13 protein-coding genes are annotated in these 17,223 nt (G+C 62.5%); 12 read left to right on the forward strand and 1 reads right to left on the reverse strand.

What is annotated here, in order from left to right:
• Nucleotides 1–45 precede the first annotated feature (45 nt).
• The 12 genes from ABX74_RS12770 to ABX74_RS12825 all read left to right on the forward strand — a co-directional run bounded on the left by ABX74_RS12770 (nucleotide 46) and on the right by ABX74_RS12825 (nucleotide 16,480).
• Nucleotides 46–1,632 carry an anthranilate synthase component I gene (locus tag ABX74_RS12770; protein ID WP_019748660.1) on the forward strand — a complete coding sequence of 529 codons (1,587 nt, stop codon included), beginning with the start codon at nucleotides 46–48 and terminating at the stop codon, nucleotides 1,630–1,632.
• A complete protein-coding gene (locus ABX74_RS12775; RefSeq protein WP_020907926.1) occupies nucleotides 1,629–2,336 on the forward strand; it encodes a TIGR02234 family membrane protein in 708 nt (235 codons plus the stop codon). Before ABX74_RS12770 ends, ABX74_RS12775 begins: the two co-directional genes overlap by 4 nt.
• Nucleotides 2,337–2,461: 125 nt before the next feature.
• Nucleotides 2,462–3,271, forward strand: a complete 810-nt coding sequence (gene trpC / locus ABX74_RS12780; protein WP_003944016.1) for an indole-3-glycerol phosphate synthase TrpC — start codon at nucleotides 2,462–2,464, stop codon at nucleotides 3,269–3,271.
• A 74-nt stretch (nucleotides 3,272–3,345) separates the two neighbouring features.
• Nucleotides 3,346–4,695: a tryptophan synthase subunit beta gene (trpB, locus tag ABX74_RS12785; RefSeq protein WP_019748657.1), complete on the forward strand. Its 1,350-nt coding sequence runs from the start codon at nucleotides 3,346–3,348 to the stop codon at nucleotides 4,693–4,695.
• The gene (trpA, locus tag ABX74_RS12790; RefSeq protein ID WP_003944010.1) at nucleotides 4,692–5,495 is read left to right on the forward strand and encodes a tryptophan synthase subunit alpha; all 804 of its coding nucleotides are present in this window, start codon (nucleotides 4,692–4,694) and stop codon (nucleotides 5,493–5,495) included. The genes trpB and trpA overlap by 4 nt, the downstream gene beginning before the upstream one ends.
• Nucleotides 5,492–6,565 (forward strand): prolipoprotein diacylglyceryl transferase, encoded by a 1,074-nt coding sequence (lgt, locus tag ABX74_RS12795; RefSeq protein WP_019748656.1) that lies wholly within the window; start codon nucleotides 5,492–5,494, stop codon nucleotides 6,563–6,565. Before trpA ends, lgt begins: the two co-directional genes overlap by 4 nt.
• On the forward strand, nucleotides 6,562–6,987 hold the full coding sequence (locus ABX74_RS12800) for a TM2 domain-containing protein (RefSeq protein ID WP_020907925.1): 426 nt from the start codon (nucleotides 6,562–6,564) through the stop codon (nucleotides 6,985–6,987). The genes lgt and ABX74_RS12800 overlap by 4 nt, the downstream gene beginning before the upstream one ends.
• A 127-nt stretch (nucleotides 6,988–7,114) precedes the next feature.
• On the forward strand, nucleotides 7,115–7,993 hold the full coding sequence (locus tag ABX74_RS12805) for a TM2 domain-containing protein (RefSeq protein WP_030245814.1): 879 nt from the start codon (nucleotides 7,115–7,117) through the stop codon (nucleotides 7,991–7,993).
• Nucleotides 7,994–8,123: 130 nt separating this feature from the next.
• Entirely contained in the window at nucleotides 8,124–12,602 is a 4,479-nt protein-coding gene (gltB, locus tag ABX74_RS12810; protein ID WP_020907923.1) for a glutamate synthase large subunit, read from the forward strand.
• Nucleotides 12,595–14,097, forward strand: a complete 1,503-nt coding sequence (locus ABX74_RS12815) for a glutamate synthase subunit beta (RefSeq protein ID WP_020907922.1) — start codon at nucleotides 12,595–12,597, stop codon at nucleotides 14,095–14,097. The genes gltB and ABX74_RS12815 overlap by 8 nt, the downstream gene beginning before the upstream one ends.
• Nucleotides 14,098–14,179: 82 nt before the next feature.
• Complete coding sequence (pyk, locus tag ABX74_RS12820) at nucleotides 14,180–15,598, forward strand: pyruvate kinase (protein WP_003944038.1); 1,419 nt, start codon at nucleotides 14,180–14,182, stop codon at nucleotides 15,596–15,598.
• Entirely contained in the window at nucleotides 15,599–16,480 is an 882-nt protein-coding gene (locus tag ABX74_RS12825) for an acyl-CoA thioesterase (protein WP_019748651.1), read from the forward strand.
• Nucleotides 16,481–16,513: 33 nt separating this feature from the next.
• Here the strand turns inward: ABX74_RS12825 and ABX74_RS12830 are convergent, their stop codons facing one another.
• Nucleotides 16,514–17,017, reverse strand: a complete 504-nt coding sequence (locus ABX74_RS12830) for an SRPBCC domain-containing protein (RefSeq protein WP_003944006.1) — start codon at nucleotides 17,015–17,017, stop codon at nucleotides 16,514–16,516.
• Between the last annotated feature and the right edge of the window lie 206 nt (nucleotides 17,018–17,223).

Genomic DNA, 17,223 nt, shown 5'->3' on the forward strand with positions numbered 1-17,223 from the left:
ACCCGCGCACGACGACCGTGTGGGGGAGCCTGGGATGATGGAGGCATGCACGGCGAGCCCACCTCCATGTCCGCACGGTCGTCCGACACCGCGATCGTCGGTGACGCGTCCGATTCCACCACCACTCGGGAGCAGTTCCGTGCCCTCGCAGCTGAGCACCGGGTCGTTCCGGTCACTCGGAAAGTGTTGGCGGACTCCGAAACTCCGCTCTCGGCGTACGAGAAGTTGGCCGGCAATCGTCCAGGCACCTTCTTGCTCGAGTCGGCCGAGAACGGTCGTTCGTGGTCGCGGTGGTCGTTCATCGGCGTCGGGAGTCCGGCTGCACTGACCGTCGTGGACGGAGAGGCGGCTTGGTACGGCAATGTTCCGGCCGGTGCTCCGGCCGGCGGTGACCCGATCGATGCACTCGGTGCCACCCTCGAACTACTTCGTTCGGAGCGACTTCCTGACCTACCCCCGCTGACCGGCGGAATGGTCGGGTTCCTCGGTTACGACGCGGTGCGGCGCCTCGAGAGATTGGGTGACTCCGCGGTCGACGACCTGCAGATACCCGAGATGGTCATGCTGCTTGCTGCCGACATCGCCGCTGTCGATCACCACGAAGGGGCGATCACCCTCATCGCCAATGCGGTCAACTGGGACGGCACAGACGAGCGTGTCGACACGGCGTACGACGACGCGGTCGCCAGGTTGGACGCGATGACTCGCGCTCTCGCGGCGCCGGCGAAATCGACGGTGTCGACATTCTCGAAAGCGACTCCGAACTACCGTCGTCAACGCACCACCGAGAGCTTCGGTGTCGACGTCAAAAAGTTGATCGGCGACATCGAAGCGGGCGAGGCATTCCAGGTAGTTCTCTCGCAGCGATTCGAGATCGATTGCACTGCAGCACCGATCGACGTGTACCGGATGCTGCGCGCGTCGAACCCCAGCCCGTACATGTATCTGCTCAACGTGCCGAACGGTGATGGAGAGACGGCGTTTTCGATCGTCGGTTCGAGCCCTGAAGCACTGGTCACCGTCGCCGAGGGCGTCGCGACGACACACCCGATCGCTGGAACCAGATGGCGCGGTGCCACAGAGGAGGACGACATCCTGCTCGAGAAGGACCTCCTCGCCGACGAGAAGGAAAACTCCGAGCACCTCATGCTCGTCGATCTGGGGCGAAACGATCTGGGTCGTGTCTGTCGCCCGGGCACGGTGAAGGTGCACGACTACCGGCACATCGAGCGGTACAGCCACGTGATGCATCTCGTATCGACCGTCACCGGTCATCTGGCCGAGGGAAAGCACGCTCTCGACGCGGTCACGGCTTGCTTCCCCGCTGGAACCCTGTCAGGGGCACCCAAGGTGCGTGCGATGCAGCTGATCGAAGAACTCGAGCCCACCAGGCGGGGTATCTACGGCGGCATCGTCGGCTACCTCGACTTCGCCGGCGACGCCGACACCGCGATCGCGATCCGAACGGCATTGATCAAGGACGGGATCGGATATGTCCAGGCGGGCGCCGGCGTCGTCGCCGACTCCGATCCGGTCTACGAGGACACCGAGGCCCGCAACAAGGCGATGGCAGTGCTGAGCGCCATCGCATCGGCGCACACCCTGCGCACCATCGGAGGTGACGATCAGTGAGTGAGAACGAGTCGATTGCAGCGGAGCAGCCTACAAGGGCTTCTCGTGGCACCGCTGTGCCGAGAACGCTTTTGCTTGCACTGTCGGCAGCATCTCTGTGGGGCAGCTCACGGATGACGTGGGTTCATCTGACCTCGAGCGACGGCAAGACGCTGGAGCGGACGACGGACCTCGACGGCAGCACCTGGGCGGCGGCGATGACTCCGCTCGCGCTCGCGCTTCTGGCGGCGATCGCGGCGTCGTTCGCGGTGCGAGGTTGGGCGCTTCGTGTGGTCGGACTGTTGGTGGCACTCGTCGCCGTCGCGGTAGCGGTTCCGGCGGTGCAGTTGTTGGTGTCCGGAGCCTCTGCGGACCGAGCGGTGGAGTTGGCCGAGTTGTCCGGTCACCCGGAAGATCTCTCGACGACTGTTTCGGTACTGCCTGCCTTGCTTGCGTTGCTCGGAGCGGTGGCGGCGCTCGGCGCAGCAGTACTTCTGATGCGCAAACCTCCAGTGCGAGGCGGGTTGTCGTCGAAGTACGACAACCCGGCCGCGCGCCGCGAAGCTGCAGCCAAGCTCGGTCAGGGAGACACGCCCGCGTCGGACGAGCCTGTGACACAACGGATGTTGTGGGACGCGCTCGATGCCGGAGAGGACCCGACAGTGGCTGACGGGGACGACGGAGCTGGGGGAGGCAACGGTGCGAAACCGGGGTCGTCGCACTGAGTAAGACTGAACCCTCACCTGCGTGGGTACCCCGGCGGAGTAGCAAAATTTCGTCCCACTAGGCTGAGACCACCCTGATGACGTATCTCACATCGGGCTCTTGCCCAGAAAGGATTCGGGCCACGATGACCGTACTCGACTCGATTCTCGACGGGGTGCGCGCTGATGTCGCCGCCCGCGAAGCCGTACTCGACTTCGCTGCAGTCAAGGCTGCTGCGGCCGCTGCACCGCCTGCACTCGATGCTGCAGCAGCACTTCTGGAATCGAGCATCGGCGTCATCGCCGAGGTCAAGCGAGCGAGCCCCTCAAAGGGTGCGCTGGCCGACATTGCCGATCCCGCAGAGCTTGCCGCGGCTTACCAAGCCGGTGGCGCACGCATCATCAGTGTTCTCACCGAAGAGCGCCGTTTTCACGGCTCGTTGGCCGACCTCGACGCAGTCCGTAAAGCGGTCACCATTCCGGTGCTGCGCAAGGACTTCATCGTGGGGCCGTACCAGATTCACGAAGCTCGCGCTCACGGCGCCGACGTCATCTTGCTGATCGTCGCGGCACTCGAACAGCAGGCGCTCGCCTCGCTGATCGATCGCACCGAATCTCTGGGAATGACTGCCCTCGTCGAGGTGCACACCGAGGAAGAAGCCAACCGCGCGCTCGAAGCCGGCGCCAAGGTGATCGGTGTCAACGCGCGCAATCTCAAAACCCTCGAGGTGGACAAGAACACCTTCGGTCGCATTGCTCCCGGTCTGCCGACCGAGACGATCAAGATCGCCGAATCGGGTGTTCGCGGAACTGCCGATCTGTTGGCGTACGCCGGTGCGGGCGCCGACGCAGTGCTCGTCGGTGAAGGCCTCGTGACCAGCGGCGACCCTCGCAAGGCCGTCGCAGATCTGGTCAATGCCGGTGCACACCCGTCCTGCCCCAAACCGTCTCGATAAAGCGCTTCACCCGCCCGGCGTGCTTTGATGCACCCGGGCGGTGACCAGCGACGCCGTTGGGGCAGACTGGTGGGGTGACTTCACGTACTCAGGAACCAGGCTCCGGTGCAGTATTCAAGGGCGGCAATCTGCCGCCGGCCAGCGCGGGACTCACCGAGCGCTCTCACGACCCGGATGCCGGAGGGCATTTCGGCGTCTATGGCGGACGGCATGTGCCGGAAGCCCTCATGGCGGTTATCGAGGAAGTCACTGCGGAGTACGAAAAGGCTCGCGCGGACGACACGTTCTTGAACGAACTCGATCGCTTGCAGCGCGATTACACCGGGCGTCCGTCGCCGATTTTCGAGGCAACGCGAATGAGCGAGTTCGCCGGCGGTGCGCGCATCATTCTCAAGCGTGAAGATCTGAACCACACCGGTTCTCACAAGATCAACAACGTTCTCGGTCAGGTTCTGCTGGCGAAGCGTATGGGTAAGACTCGCATCATCGCCGAGACCGGAGCGGGCCAGCACGGTGTGGCATCGGCCACCGCCTGTGCACTGCTCGGTCTCGAGTGCGTCATCTACATGGGTGCTGTCGACACCGAACGTCAAGCACTGAACGTCGCACGCATGCGCCTGCTCGGCGCGGAGGTCGTCTCGGTCGAGACCGGTTCGCGCACGCTCAAGGACGCGATCAACGAAGCCTTGCGCGACTGGGTTTCCCACGCGGACAACACCTATTACTGCTTCGGTACCGCGGCAGGCCCGCACCCGTTCCCCACCATCGTTCGCGACTTCCAGCGAGTGGTCGGCCTCGAAACACGCGTCCAGGTTCAGGCACTGACCGGCCGCCTGCCCGATGCAGTCACAGCCTGCGTCGGAGGCGGCTCCAACGCAATCGGAATCTTCCACCCGTTCATCGACGATCTGTCGGTACGGCTGGTTGGCTACGAAGCAGCCGGCGACGGTGTCGAAACCGGAAGGCATGCAGCAACGTTCGCCGGCGGTACCCCTGGCGCATTCCAGGGTGCCTACTCCTACCTGCTCCAGGACGAAGACGGTCAGACCATCGAATCGCACTCGATCTCTGCTGGTCTGGACTACCCGGGCGTCGGACCCGAGCACGCTTACCTGAGCGATATCGGGCGTGCCACCTACGAACCCGTCACCGACAGCGAAGCGATGGATGCTCTACTGCTGCTCTCGCGCCGCGAAGGCATCATCCCGGCCATCGAATCCGCCCACGCCGTTGCCGGCGCGCTCCGACTGGGCAAGGAACTCGGCGAGGGCGCGATCATCGTCGTCAATCTCTCCGGTCGCGGTGACAAGGACATGGACACCGCCGCAAGCTGGTTCGGTCTCTTCGACGGCGCCTCGAGTCAGGCAACCGCTCCGGCTGATGCAGCAGACCAGAACGACAACACGGAAGGCTCGGACAAGTGAGCGAACGACCATCACGCCTCGCACCCACCTTTGCAGCGTGCAAGGCTGACAAGCGTGCCGCCCTCGTCGGTTACCTGCCTGCCGGTTATCCGACCGTTCCCGAATCGATCGACGTGTTCAAGGCGATGGTCGACGGTGGCTGCGACATCATCGAAGTCGGTGTCGCGTATTCCGATCCGGTCATGGACGGTCCGACCATCCAGCGTGCAGCCGAAACCGCACTCACCAACGGCGTTCGCCTTCGCGACATCTTCACCGTGATCGAGCAGATCAGTTCGGTCGGCGGCAAGGCCGTCGTGATGACCTACTGGAACCCGGTACTGCAGTACGGCGTCGACAAGTTCGCACGAGACCTCGCTTCTGCCGGCGGGCTCGGACTCATCACCCCCAACCTCATTCCGGAAGAAGCAGGCGCCTGGATGGAAGCATCCGAGGAGCACCACCTCGACCGAATCTTCCTTGTCGCCCCGTCCTCGACGGAAGAACGGCTCGCGATGACACTCGACGCGAGTAGTGGATTCATCTACGCGGCCTCGACAATGGGTGTCACCGGCGCTCGCGACGCCGTGTCTTCGATGGCTCCGGAACTGACCGCACGAATCCGCGCGCATTCCGACATTCCCGTCGGCGTCGGATTGGGTGTTCGGTCCGGCGCACAAGCTGCCGAAATCGCGGCATACGCCGATGCCGTCATCGTCGGCTCGGCTCTGGTCTCCGCGGTCGAGAACGGCTTGGGAGCGGTTCGCTCGCTCACCGAAGAACTCGCCGAGGGCGTCCGCTCGGCTACCGTGGCGTCGTGACCTCAACTGTGGACCTACTGGCCTATATCCCCAGCCCGCCCCAAGGCGTCTGGTACGTCGGACCGGTAGCGCTGCGCGCCTACGCGCTCTTCATCATCCTCGGCATCATCGTCGCGATCGTGTGGGGAGATCGTCGTTGGGTCGCCCGCGGCGGCGAGAAGGGGACCGTTCTCGACATCGCGATCTGGGCTGTTCCGTTCGGTCTGATCGGTGGCAGGCTTTATCACGTATTGACCGACTGGCCCGCTTATTTCGGCGAGAACGGTCAGCCTCTCGATGCACTCAAGGTGTGGCAGGGAGGCCTCGGAATCTGGGGAGCTGTGTTCCTCGGCGGCATCGGTGCGTGGATCGGCTGCCGTCGACGCGGCATTCCGGTTTCCGCGCTCGGTGATGCGATTGCGCCCGGAATCCTGCTCGCGCAGGCCATCGGTCGTATCGGCAACTACTTCAACCAGGAGTTGTACGGTCGCGAGACCACCGTCCCATGGGGCCTCGAGATCTTCGAGCGTGTGAACTCCTCCGGCCAGCTCGATCAACTGGCAGGTGTCTCCAACGGAGAAGTCATTCGGGTCGTTCACCCGACGTTCCTCTACGAAGCTGTGTGGAACGTCCTGATCGTGATCCTGCTGGTCCTCGTCGACCGCCGATTCAAGATCGGTCACGGACGCCTGTTTGCTCTGTACGTCGCGGGTTATTGCCTGGGCCGGTTTGTCGTCGAACTGATGCGCGACGATTTCGCATACGAGATCGCCGGCATTCGAGTCAACACATTCACTTCGGGGATCGTGTTCTTCGCCGCACTGGCCTACTTCTTCCTGGCGAAGAAGGGTCGTGAGGATCCGGCTGATTTGAAGTCGAAGGACTACGTCGCTGCGGTAGCTGCCGGCGAAGCAGGAGTCGCGGCGCCAGTTACCGAAACTGATTCGGCGAAGGCCGACGCGAAAGGCGCCGACGCTGAAGATTCTGAATCCGATGCTGCTGAATCCGCTTCCAGTGAGGCAAGCGCCTCCACGGCAGCGTCGGATGAGTCGTCGGACGCGGTGAAGCTGTCGAAGAAAGACAAGCCGTGACAGGTCCCTATTCGCAAGGGGGATTCCCCGAGGATCAGGGACCGGTCTACGGCGCGCCCAATCCGTACGGATATCAGCAGCCACTGCCCGCTCAATCGATGTACGGGTTCGGAGATCCCTATGCGCCGTACGGTCGGCACCCGGTAACGGGGGAACCGTATTCCGACAAGTCGAAAGCTACAGCTGGACTGTTGCAGATCTTGCTGGGCTTCTTCGGAATCTGTGGAGTCGGTCGTCTTTACATCGGGAGCGTCGGCATTGGACTGTGCCAACTGCTCGGCATGTTCTTCGCGCTGTTCATGTCCGCGTTCCTCATCGGAATTCCATTTGCCATCGGAATTTGGATCTGGGCGTTCGTCGACGGCATCGTGATACTTTCGGGCAATGCGCGGGACGGTGTTCGCCGGCCGTTACGAGGATGATCCGGGAGCACGAACCGAGGAAAGATCTGTGGGGGACCGGCCACGCGAAGGCCGAACCCGTCTCGTGGCCCGATAACAAAAGCTATTACGTACCGTCGTCGAATCGAAGGAAAGTACGTTGCCTAACTTGAACAAGAATCCGGAACCGTCCGAGTCGGGGGACTCGTCAGGATCGCAGCCGCCGGTTCCACCCCAGTTCGGGTCGCCGTTCGACTACGACGCGACGGCGGATGCGTCGTTGACGGAAACCTCGGCGCCAACGGAGAAGACTCCGTCGACGGAGACCACCGGCACCGGTCCAGGATGGGACACGTATTCGGGAGTCGGGAACGGCCCGGGCTGGGGAAACCACCCCATCTACCCGCCGCCGACCGGAACCGAATCGACGACAGCGTTTCCCACTGCCGATTCTGATTCCACCCCGAATCAGCCCACGGCGCCATACACGTCGCAGGAAAGCTACGCCGCCCAGAACTATCCGGCGACCGACTATCCGGCGCCGGACTACTCGAGGCCGACCCAAACCCCGACGGACGGTCCCGTCTACGGTGCGCCGGCAGACCAGACTCCGAATCCCTACGCGGCTCCGCCGCAGGGCTACCCCGCCGCTCCGCCGCAGGGAAGCCAGAATTACGGTCAGCAGCAGGGCTACCCCCAGCCTGGATATTCGCAGCCCGGTTACGGTCAGGCGCAGGGATACCCGCAAGGCCAGGGTTATCCTCAGCCTGGCTTCGGCCTTGTCGACCCGTCCGCACCGTACGGACGTGACCCGATGACCGGCGAACCGTATTCGGACAAGTCGAAGACGACCGCCGGATTGCTGGGCATTCTGCTCGGCGGTTTCGGAGCAGGACGTTTTTACCTCAACCAGCCCGGCATGGCTGTCGCACAGATCGCGGTCACTTGGTTGACGTGTGGAATCGGCGGCATCTGGCCGCTCATCGACGGAATCATGATGTTGACCGGCAGTGTGCGCGATCAGTACAACCGACCTTTGCGTAGCTGATCGAAAACGATGTTCGGAACTGTGGCCCCCTGACCTCGTCGTCAGGGGGTCACACTTTTCTCTCGCGACCTGCGGTTATGTGCTGATAAACTAACGAACGTCGGCTGCATGACCGTGTGGAGGTCGCCGAGTGCCGTTTTCTCGAATACCTGATCCTCGAGGCCTGTACGACCCCGATCAGGAAACCGATTCATGTGGTGTAGCCGTAGTAGCAGACACCTCTGGACGTCACCTGCATTCCATTGTCGACGAGGCGCTCGCGGTCCTGGCCAATCTCACCCACCGTGGCGCGGTCGGGCGCGAGTGCAACAGTGGTGACGGCGCGGGCATCCTTCTTCAGCTGCCGACGGAATTCTTCGACGCGGTGACCGCGTTCGAGCTTCCACCACCCAACGCGATGGGTGAGAACACCTACGCAGCCGGAAACTGCTTTCTCCCGGTGGATCAGGAAGCACGTGGGCGCGCGGTAGTTCGGATACACCGGTACGCAGCGGCAGAAGGACTGCGGATTATCGGGTGGCGGGAGGTCCCAGTCGACCGTGACTGCGTCGGAACCGTTGCCGCGCAGTGCGCTCCGTACATCAGTCAATGTTTTGTGACGTGCGCCGAGCCAAGAGATCGCAGTGTGGGCGGAATTGCCTTGGACCGACGAGTGTTCGCGCTCAGGAGACAAGTCGAGCGAATTCATTCGGCCGATGATGCGGTGTATTTCCCCTCGTTGTCCGCCCGAACCATCGTGTACAAGGGCATGCTCACGCCGACGCAGTTACCCGGTTACTTCACCGACCTATGCGACGCCCGAATGCGAACTGCCTTGGCGGTCGTGCACAGTCGGTACTCCACGAACACTTTTCCGTCGTGGTCACTTGCTCAGCCGTATCGCTGCATCGCTCACAACGGCGAGATCAATACGATTGTGGGAAACAGGAATTGGATGCGCGCTCGCGAGCCGATGTTGCGGAGCGCACTTTTGGGTGGGGACATCGATCGCATGTTTCCGATCTGTACCCCGGGTGGATCCGACTCTTCGTCGTTCGACGAAGTGCTCGAGTTTCTGACGCTCGGGGGCCGCAGTGTGCAGCACGCCATCGCGATGATGATTCCCGGTGCCTGGGAGAACGATTCTTCGATGCCAGACGAGATGAGGGCCTTCTACCAATTTCACGCTTGCCTGATGGAACCATGGGACGGTCCGGCGTCCGTGACGTTCAGCGACGGCACTGTTGTCGGGGCGGTGTTGGATCGTAACGGTCTTCGCCCCGGGCGATGGTGGCGGATGAGGAACGGCCGTATCGTGTTGGCGAGTGAGAGCGGTGTGTTCGACGCTCCGACGTCCGATGTGTTGGAGAAGGGGCGCCTCGAACCGGGTCGAATGTTCCTCGTCGACACCGCTCGCCGTGGCATCGTTTCCGATGCGGAGATCAAATCCGAACTCGCGAGCACAGCCCCCTACCGGGAATGGGTCGAGGGGGGATTGGTCGATCTCGAGGAAATCCCCGAGTCGGCGCCTGCCCGAGGCGATCCGGCTCCGCTGTTGCACAGGCAGCTGCTCTTCGGATACCAGGCAGAGGACTTGCAGGAAGTTCTCCTTCCAATGGCTCGCACAGGATCGGAGCCGTTGGGATCGATGGGAGTCGACACACCTCTCGCCGTTCTCTCGGATCGGCCGAAGCTGTTGTACGACTACTTCGTCCAGCTCTTTGCTCAGGTGACGAACCCGCCTTTGGACGCGATTCGCGAGGAAGTCGTCACTACGCTTGGTGTCACCCTCGGCGCTGAGCAGAACTTGTTCGAAGCGTCGGCGCTGTCGTGCCGAAGGATTGTTCTCGATAAACCGGTGATCGGACCGGGGAAGATGGCGAAGGTCGCCGAACTATGCGGCGCAAGAACTCCGAGAAGCGCTGTCCTACGGGGAGGTTTCGATCCGAGAGGCAGTCTCGGCGAAGGCGTCGAGAGGCTTCGTGAGTCCGCCCGAACGGCCGCCGCAGCCGGAATCGAGATTCTGGTGATCTCCGACCGTGGATCGGGCCCTGAGCAGGCTCCCATTCCGTCATTGCTCGCAGTATCTGCCGTGCACCACGATCTGGTTCGGCATGGCCTGCGAACCAAGGTTTCCCTCGTCGTCGAGTCGGGTGACGCGCGCGAAGTTCATCACATCGCGCTGCTGATCGGCTACGGTGCGGCGGCTGTTCACCCCTATCTTGCTCTTGAATCGGTAGAAGCACTCAGCGAGCAAGACGAGCTTCCCGGGATAGATTCGAAAATGGCATCGGACAACTATCTGAGAGCGGCAAATTCCGGTGTGCTCAAAGTGATGTCGAAGATGGGAATCGCTACGGTTCACTCCTACACGGGCGCACAGGTATTCGAGGCAGTGGGCTTGGGCCGAGAATTGGTCGACGAATACTTCTGCAACACACGGAGCCGGATCGGCGGGATCGGTATCACCGAAGTCGCGCGAGAGGTTCTGATGCGTCACGCGGCCACGTATCGTACGGTGCAGCATCGTCAGTTGAGCAGCAGTGGAGAGTTCCGGTATCGCCGCGGTGGTGAATTGCATGTGTTCACACCCGAGTCCGTGTTCTTCCTTCAGCATGCGACCCGGACGGGGCGAAGTGAGATGTTTCGTCGCTACAGCGATGAAGTCGATCGACTGAGCGCGCAGGGCGGAACACTTCGGGGATTGTTTCGATTTCGGCGTGAGATTCGTCAGCTGATTCCCCTCGATCAGGTCGAACCCGTCGAGATGATTCTCGCTCGATTCAACACCGGTGCGATGAGCTACGGTTCCCTCTCTGCCGAGGCGCACGAGACGATGGCGGTTGCGATGAATGCTCTCGGCGGACGTTCGAACACCGGTGAGGGCGGAGAGTCACCGGAGCGGTTGCGTGACAACAAGCGTCGAAGCGCAGTCAAGCAGGTCGCGAGTGGTCGCTTCGGGGTGACCAGCGATTACCTGGTCAATGCCACTGACATTCAGATCAAGATGGCCCAGGGCGCCAAGCCCGGTGAAGGAGGGCAGCTTCCGGGGTCCAAGGTGTACCCGTGGATCGCGGAAACCCGGTACTCGACACCTGGAGTCGGCCTCATTTCTCCGCCCCCGCACCACGACATCTATTCGATCGAGGATCTCGCCCAATTGATCTACGACCTCAGATGCGCAAACGATCGTGCGCGGATACACGTGAAGTTGGTCAGCGCAGTCGGAGTCGGGACAGTTGCGGCAGGTGTGGCCAAAGCGCACGCCGACGTGGTGCTGATCTCCGGTCACGACGGCGGGACGGGCGCGGCGGCACTCTCGTCCATCCACCACGCTGGTACGCCCTGGGAGATCGGGCTGGCCGAAACTCAGCAGACCTTGGTGCTCAACGGGTTACGCGATCGGATCGTCGTCCAGTGTGACGGGGGTTTGCGCACGGCGCGGGACGTCGTCGTCGCCGCGTTACTGGGGGCGCAGGAGTACGGGTTTTCCACGGCGCCACTCATCGCGGCCGGCTGCGTCATGATGCGGGTATGTCACCTCGACACCTGCCCCGTCGGAGTAGCAACGCAGAATCCCGAACTGCGCGAGCGATTCACCGGCCGGCCGGAGTACGTCGAGAACTTCTTCCGCTTCATCGCCGACGACGTACGACGTTTGTTGGCAGAACTGGGGTTTCGAAGTATCGACGACGCTCTGGGCCACGCAGACGTATTGGAAATGTCTCCGGCGGTGGCGCATTGGAAGAGTCGCACGTTGGACCTCTCACCACTCTTCGACGTTCCGGCCGCGCCGACCGGCGCGGCCTACCCGCCGTGTGTCCCTGTTTCGAGCGAACTCGAACGCACCCTGATCGAGTGCGCCGCGAACTCACTCGAGGACGCTCGACCCGTGCATATAGAACTGCCAGTACACAATACGGATCGGGCGGTGGGGACGAGGCTGGGCGCAGAGGTGACCAGACGCTACGGCGCCGTCGGGCTACCTCAAGGCACCATCGACGTCGTGCTCAGTGGAACGGCAGGCCAGTCACTCGGTGCGTTCCTGCCGCCCGGCATCTCGCTGGTCGTCGTCGGCGATGCAAACGATTACGTGGGGAAGGGGCTCTCCGGTGGACGAATCGCGCTTCGGCCGAGTGAGGACGCGCCCTTCGTGGCGGAGGATCAGGTGATTGCCGGCAATACGCTGCTGTACGGCGCTACGAGCGGTGCGCTCTATGCCAGGGGGCGTGTCGGGGAACGATTCGCGGTGCGCAACTCGGGCGCGGTCGCTGTGGTGGAAGGCGTCGGAGACCATGCGTGTGAGTACATGACCGGGGGTCGCGTCGTCATCATCGGCCCAACTGGTAGGAACCTTGCTGCGGGAATGTCGGGCGGAATTGCCTTCGTACTCGACGTGAAGGCAGAGAAGGTCAACGGCGACATGGTCGTTCTGGAGCGACCTTCGGCGGAAGACTGCAGTCAGCTGGTCGAAATTCTCGGCGAGCATTTGGCTGCGACCGGCTCGCCCGTAGCGGCAAAACTTCTCGACGACTGGGTTTGCCAGAGTCCGAGATTCACCAAAGTTTTGCCTGTCGACTACCGGAAGGTCGTGGAAGAGAACGAACTGGTGGAGCCGGCTCATGCCTGACGCCCGCGGGTTCCTCAACGTGAAACGATCCGGCTCACCGACCAGATCGACCGATGTGCGTGTCGGCGACTGGGCGTCGGTATACGAGTCGCTGGATCCCGTCGTGCGAAATCGAGACGTATCTGCACAGGCCTCGCGTTGCATGGACTGCGCTGTGCCGTACTGCCATTCGGCCGACGTGGGGTGTCCGCTCGGCAATCTCATTCCGGAATGGAACGACCTGGTTCGGCGTGGACGGTGGTCCGAAGCCTCGGAGAATCTGCATTCCACCAACAATTTCCCCGAGTTCACCGGACATCTGTGCCCCGCACCGTGCGAAACGGCGTGCGTTCTCGCACTCGACGGCGAGCACACGTCGGGGGGTGTCACCATCAAGCGCATCGAACAGGCAATCGTCGACAACGCCTGGGAGTCGGGTTGGTTGGGGCCGCAGGCACCGGTAGTTCACAGCGGAAACCGTGTTGCGGTTGTCGGTTCGGGACCGGCGGGACTGGCCGCGGCTCAACAACTGACACGAGCCGGACACAGTGTCACGGTGTTCGAGCGGAGCGATCGGATCGGGGGACTTCTTCGCTACGGAATTCCGGAATTCAAGTTGCCCAAGGCCCTCATCAACCGGCGGCTGGACCAACTGACCGCCGAGGGGACCAGATTCGTCACCGACTGCGCCGTCGGAGTGAACGTGAGCGCGCACGACCTCTCGACGGAATTCGAGGCGGTAGTCCTGGCGGTCGGGGCCGATCGTGCCAGAGACACCGACGTACCGGGTCGTAGTCTTCGCGGAATCCATCGTGCGATGACGTACCTGCTTGCGGCCAACCGCGAATGCGAGGGTGACGGTGCGTCGAGCATCTCGGCGCGAGGTAAGAACGTCGTGATCATCGGTGGCGGCGACACGGCCGCCGACTGCCTCGGCACGGTGCATCGCCAAGGCGCCCTCTCGGTGACGGAATTGGATTACCACGTCCCACCTCCGGCACGCCGCGATCGAGATCGCGACCCATGGCCGTTGTGGCCGCGGGTCCTACGCAGCTCGCCGGCAGACGAGGAGGGCAGTGACAAACGATTCCGATGGGCGGCGCAGGAATTTCTCGACGACGGTGGGGGTGCGGTCCGCGCAATCCGGATGGTTCCGGTAGCCGTGTCACGAGCGAAGGACGGACAACGGACCCTGGTGGAGACCGGCGACACGACGGATCTGGTGTGCGAGATGGTCTTGCTCGCTCTGGGTTTCGACGGCGTCGAAACCGCCCCACTGCTCACCGACCTTGATGTCGACACCGATCCACTCGGCAGAATCGAGTGTGATGTCGGGTGGCAGACCCGGACACCCGGCGTATTCGTCTGCGGCGACGCGCATCGCGGGGCGTCGCTGGTCGTGTGGGCGATTGCCGAGGGACGGTCGGCCGCACGTGCCGTCGACATGTTTCTCACAGGCGAGTCGGCGCTTCCGGCGCCAGTTCATCCAAAGGCATTTCCGCTGTTCGTGAGCTGACCAACTGAATCGAGTAAGTACAGAAAGTGCAGGTCGCAAATGCCGGATAGAAGTGCGGTGGGGTAGCGACTAGGCTCGAGCCGTGAACCGACGGACAAAAATTGTATGCACACTTGGACCTGCGACAGCTTCTGGCGACCGCATCCGTGAGCTCGTGGAGAGCGGCATGGACGTGGCGCGCCTCAACTTCAGCCACGGCGAGCATGCCGATCACGAAGAAAACTACATTCGCGTCCGCGCCGCGTCGGACGCCACCGGAAAGGCCGTCGGTGTTCTCGCCGACCTTCAGGGGCCCAAGATTCGCCTCGGCCGATTCAAGGACGAGCGGACCACCTGGGCCAACGGTGAAGAGGTTCGTATCACCGTCGACGACGTCGAGGGAACGCACGATCGCGTCGGGACCACGTACAAGGAATTGGCGCGCGACGCCAAGGCCGGCGATCGACTGCTGGTCGACGACGGAAAGGTCGGCCTGGTCGTCACGTCCATCGACGGCAACGACGTCGTCTGTCGGGTCACCGAAGGCGGTCCGGTCAGCAACAACAAGGGCCTCTCACTGCCCGGTATGAACGTCTCCGTTCCAGCCCTGTCGGGCAAGGACATCGCCGACCTCGAGTTCGCTCTCAAGCTGGGTGTCGACTTCATTGCACTCTCCTTCGTTCGCTCACCGGCGGACGTCGAATTGGTTCACGCCATCATGGATCGAGTCGGGCGCCGCGTTCCCGTCATCGCGAAGCTCGAGAAGCCCGAGGCCATCGACAATCTCGAGGCCATCGTGCTCGCGTTCGACGCCGTCATGGTCGCCCGCGGTGACCTCGGTGTCGAGTTGCCGCTCGAGCAGGTCCCGCTCGTTCAGAAGCGCGCAATCCAGATTGCTCGTGAGAACGCGAAGCCGGTCATCGTCGCGACGCAGATGCTCGAGTCGATGATCGAGAACTCACGTCCCACTCGCGCAGAGGCATCCGATGTCGCCAACGCCGTTCTCGACGGCGCCGACGCAGTCATGCTCTCGGGCGAGACTTCGGTGGGCAAGTACGTCATGGAAACCGTTCGCACCATGGCCCGCATCGTCGAGGCCGTCGAGAACGAATCAACCCGTGTCCCACCGTTGACCCACGTCCCGCGCACCAAGCGCGGAGTCATCTCGTACGCAGCACGCGACATCGGCGAACGTCTCGACGCCAAGGCCTTGGTTGCGTTCACTCAGTCCGGTGACACGGTGCGTCGACTGGCTCGTCTGCACACGCCGCTGCCGTTGCTCGCCTTCACACCGCTGCCTGCGGTGCGCAGTCAGCTGACGCTGACGTGGGGAACCGAGACGTTCCTGGTCGATGCGGTGGCCACCACTGACGAGATGGTGCGTCAGGTGGACAGTGCGTTGCTCTCCCTCGGGCGGTACGTCAAGGGTGACCTCGTGGTCATCGTTGCCGGATCCCCTCCGGGAACTGTCGGTTCCACCAACCTCATTCACGTCCACCGTATCGGCGAAGAGGACCACTGAGTGACCCACGCGAACGCGTCCACCGACCTCGGTACTCTTCTCGGTCTGTTGGATCTGGAGCAGATCGGTGACGACGCGTTCCGTGGATACCACCCGAAACAGGTAGGTTCGCGGACGTTCGGCGGCCAATTGGTGTCTCAGGCACTGATGGCCGCCGGACGGACTGTCGATGGTGATCGCCCCATCCATGCCGTGAACGCCCATTTCATTCGGGGCGGAGATGTGAAGGCGCCTATCGAGTACCGGGTGGAGCGTCATCGTGACGGGAGGGCATTCGCCAACCGTCAGGTGACTGCCTATCAGGGTGAGAACGAATTGTTCGTGATGCTCGCGGCGTTCCAGGACTCCGGCAAGGGGCTCGACCATGCTGTCGAGATCCCGGATGTTCCACTTCCGGAGTCGTTGCCTCCCATCGGCGATCATCTGGTGGGGTACGAGGAAAAACTGCCGCATTTCAGTGCGGCGCTCAAGCCGATCGACATGCGGTACGCCAACGATCCGGCGTGGATCCTCAAGGGCACCGGCGAGAAACTCAACCACAATCGGGTGTGGATGCGCCCCGACGGTGATCTGCCGGACGATTCGCTCATTCACGCTGCGACGCTGGCATATTCGTCCGACACCACCGTGCTCGATTCGATTCTGACCACTCATGGTTTGTCCTGGGGTCATGATCGTATCGTCGCGGCGACGGTCAATCATTCGATCTGGTTCCATCGCCCGTTCCGGTTCACCGACTGGGTTCTGTACGCCACCGAATCGCCGGTCGCCGCAGGTTCGCGCGGTCTGGCAACCGGACGGTACTTCTCGGTGGAAGGACTGCTGTTGGCGACGGTGGTCCAAGAAGGAATGATCAGGCATTTCCCGCGTAAAGGGGAATGAGATGCGGGCCCGAGACTGAACTCGGGCCCAGAATCAAGCAGACTTGCGATATTGCGGTGAGAGTTCGTCGGCGCGGTCCCACGGAGACCAGTCGACTTCGCGTCCATCGAGTTGGGCCGCAACAACTTCCAAGCCCGCGTGCCAGCCGGCAGCGTGGGCGTACGCGGACTCTTCGTCTTCCATCGTGTGGGTGAGGGTCAGCCAGCAGCCGCCGGTGCCGTCCGGTGCCAGTTCCCAATGCAGAGTATCTGCGTCCCAGAGGAATTCGAGAATTCGGTGCGGGTGGACGCTGATGACCGTCCCGCGCGTCACGTGATCTGCGGGCAGTCCGAATCGCTCGACTTGTTCCGGGGTCACCTTGAACAGCAGATCCGCGCCTGGAGTGAGATTGAAATCGACGTCCGCCGGGAACCAGGCGTCGAGGTACTCGCGTTCCGTTATCACTTTCCAGACCTTGTCCGGTGCGTGCGGAATTGCCAGTTGGAAGCTCAGTGACACCCGACCGTCATAGGTCAGGTTTATCTTGCCGTTGTCCATCGGTGCCTCCAATGCTTGGTGCCCGTGCGGTTGCCCCCATCGTGCCATCTAATTGCTTAGGATGGAATAACTGCAGGTCAGATCGTTACCTATTGATAGGTTATGTCGATTTGTCTCGATTTGAGAGCGGCGTTCCGGATGCGTTTCGTGGCAGTGAGACAAACGCGCGGTACGCTGACCGCGCACGACTGGCGCGGGTGGGAATT

This window comes from Rhodococcus sp. ARP2, assembly GCF_001029585.1.
GTDB lineage: Bacteria > Actinomycetota > Actinomycetes > Mycobacteriales > Mycobacteriaceae > Rhodococcus_F > Rhodococcus_F erythropolis.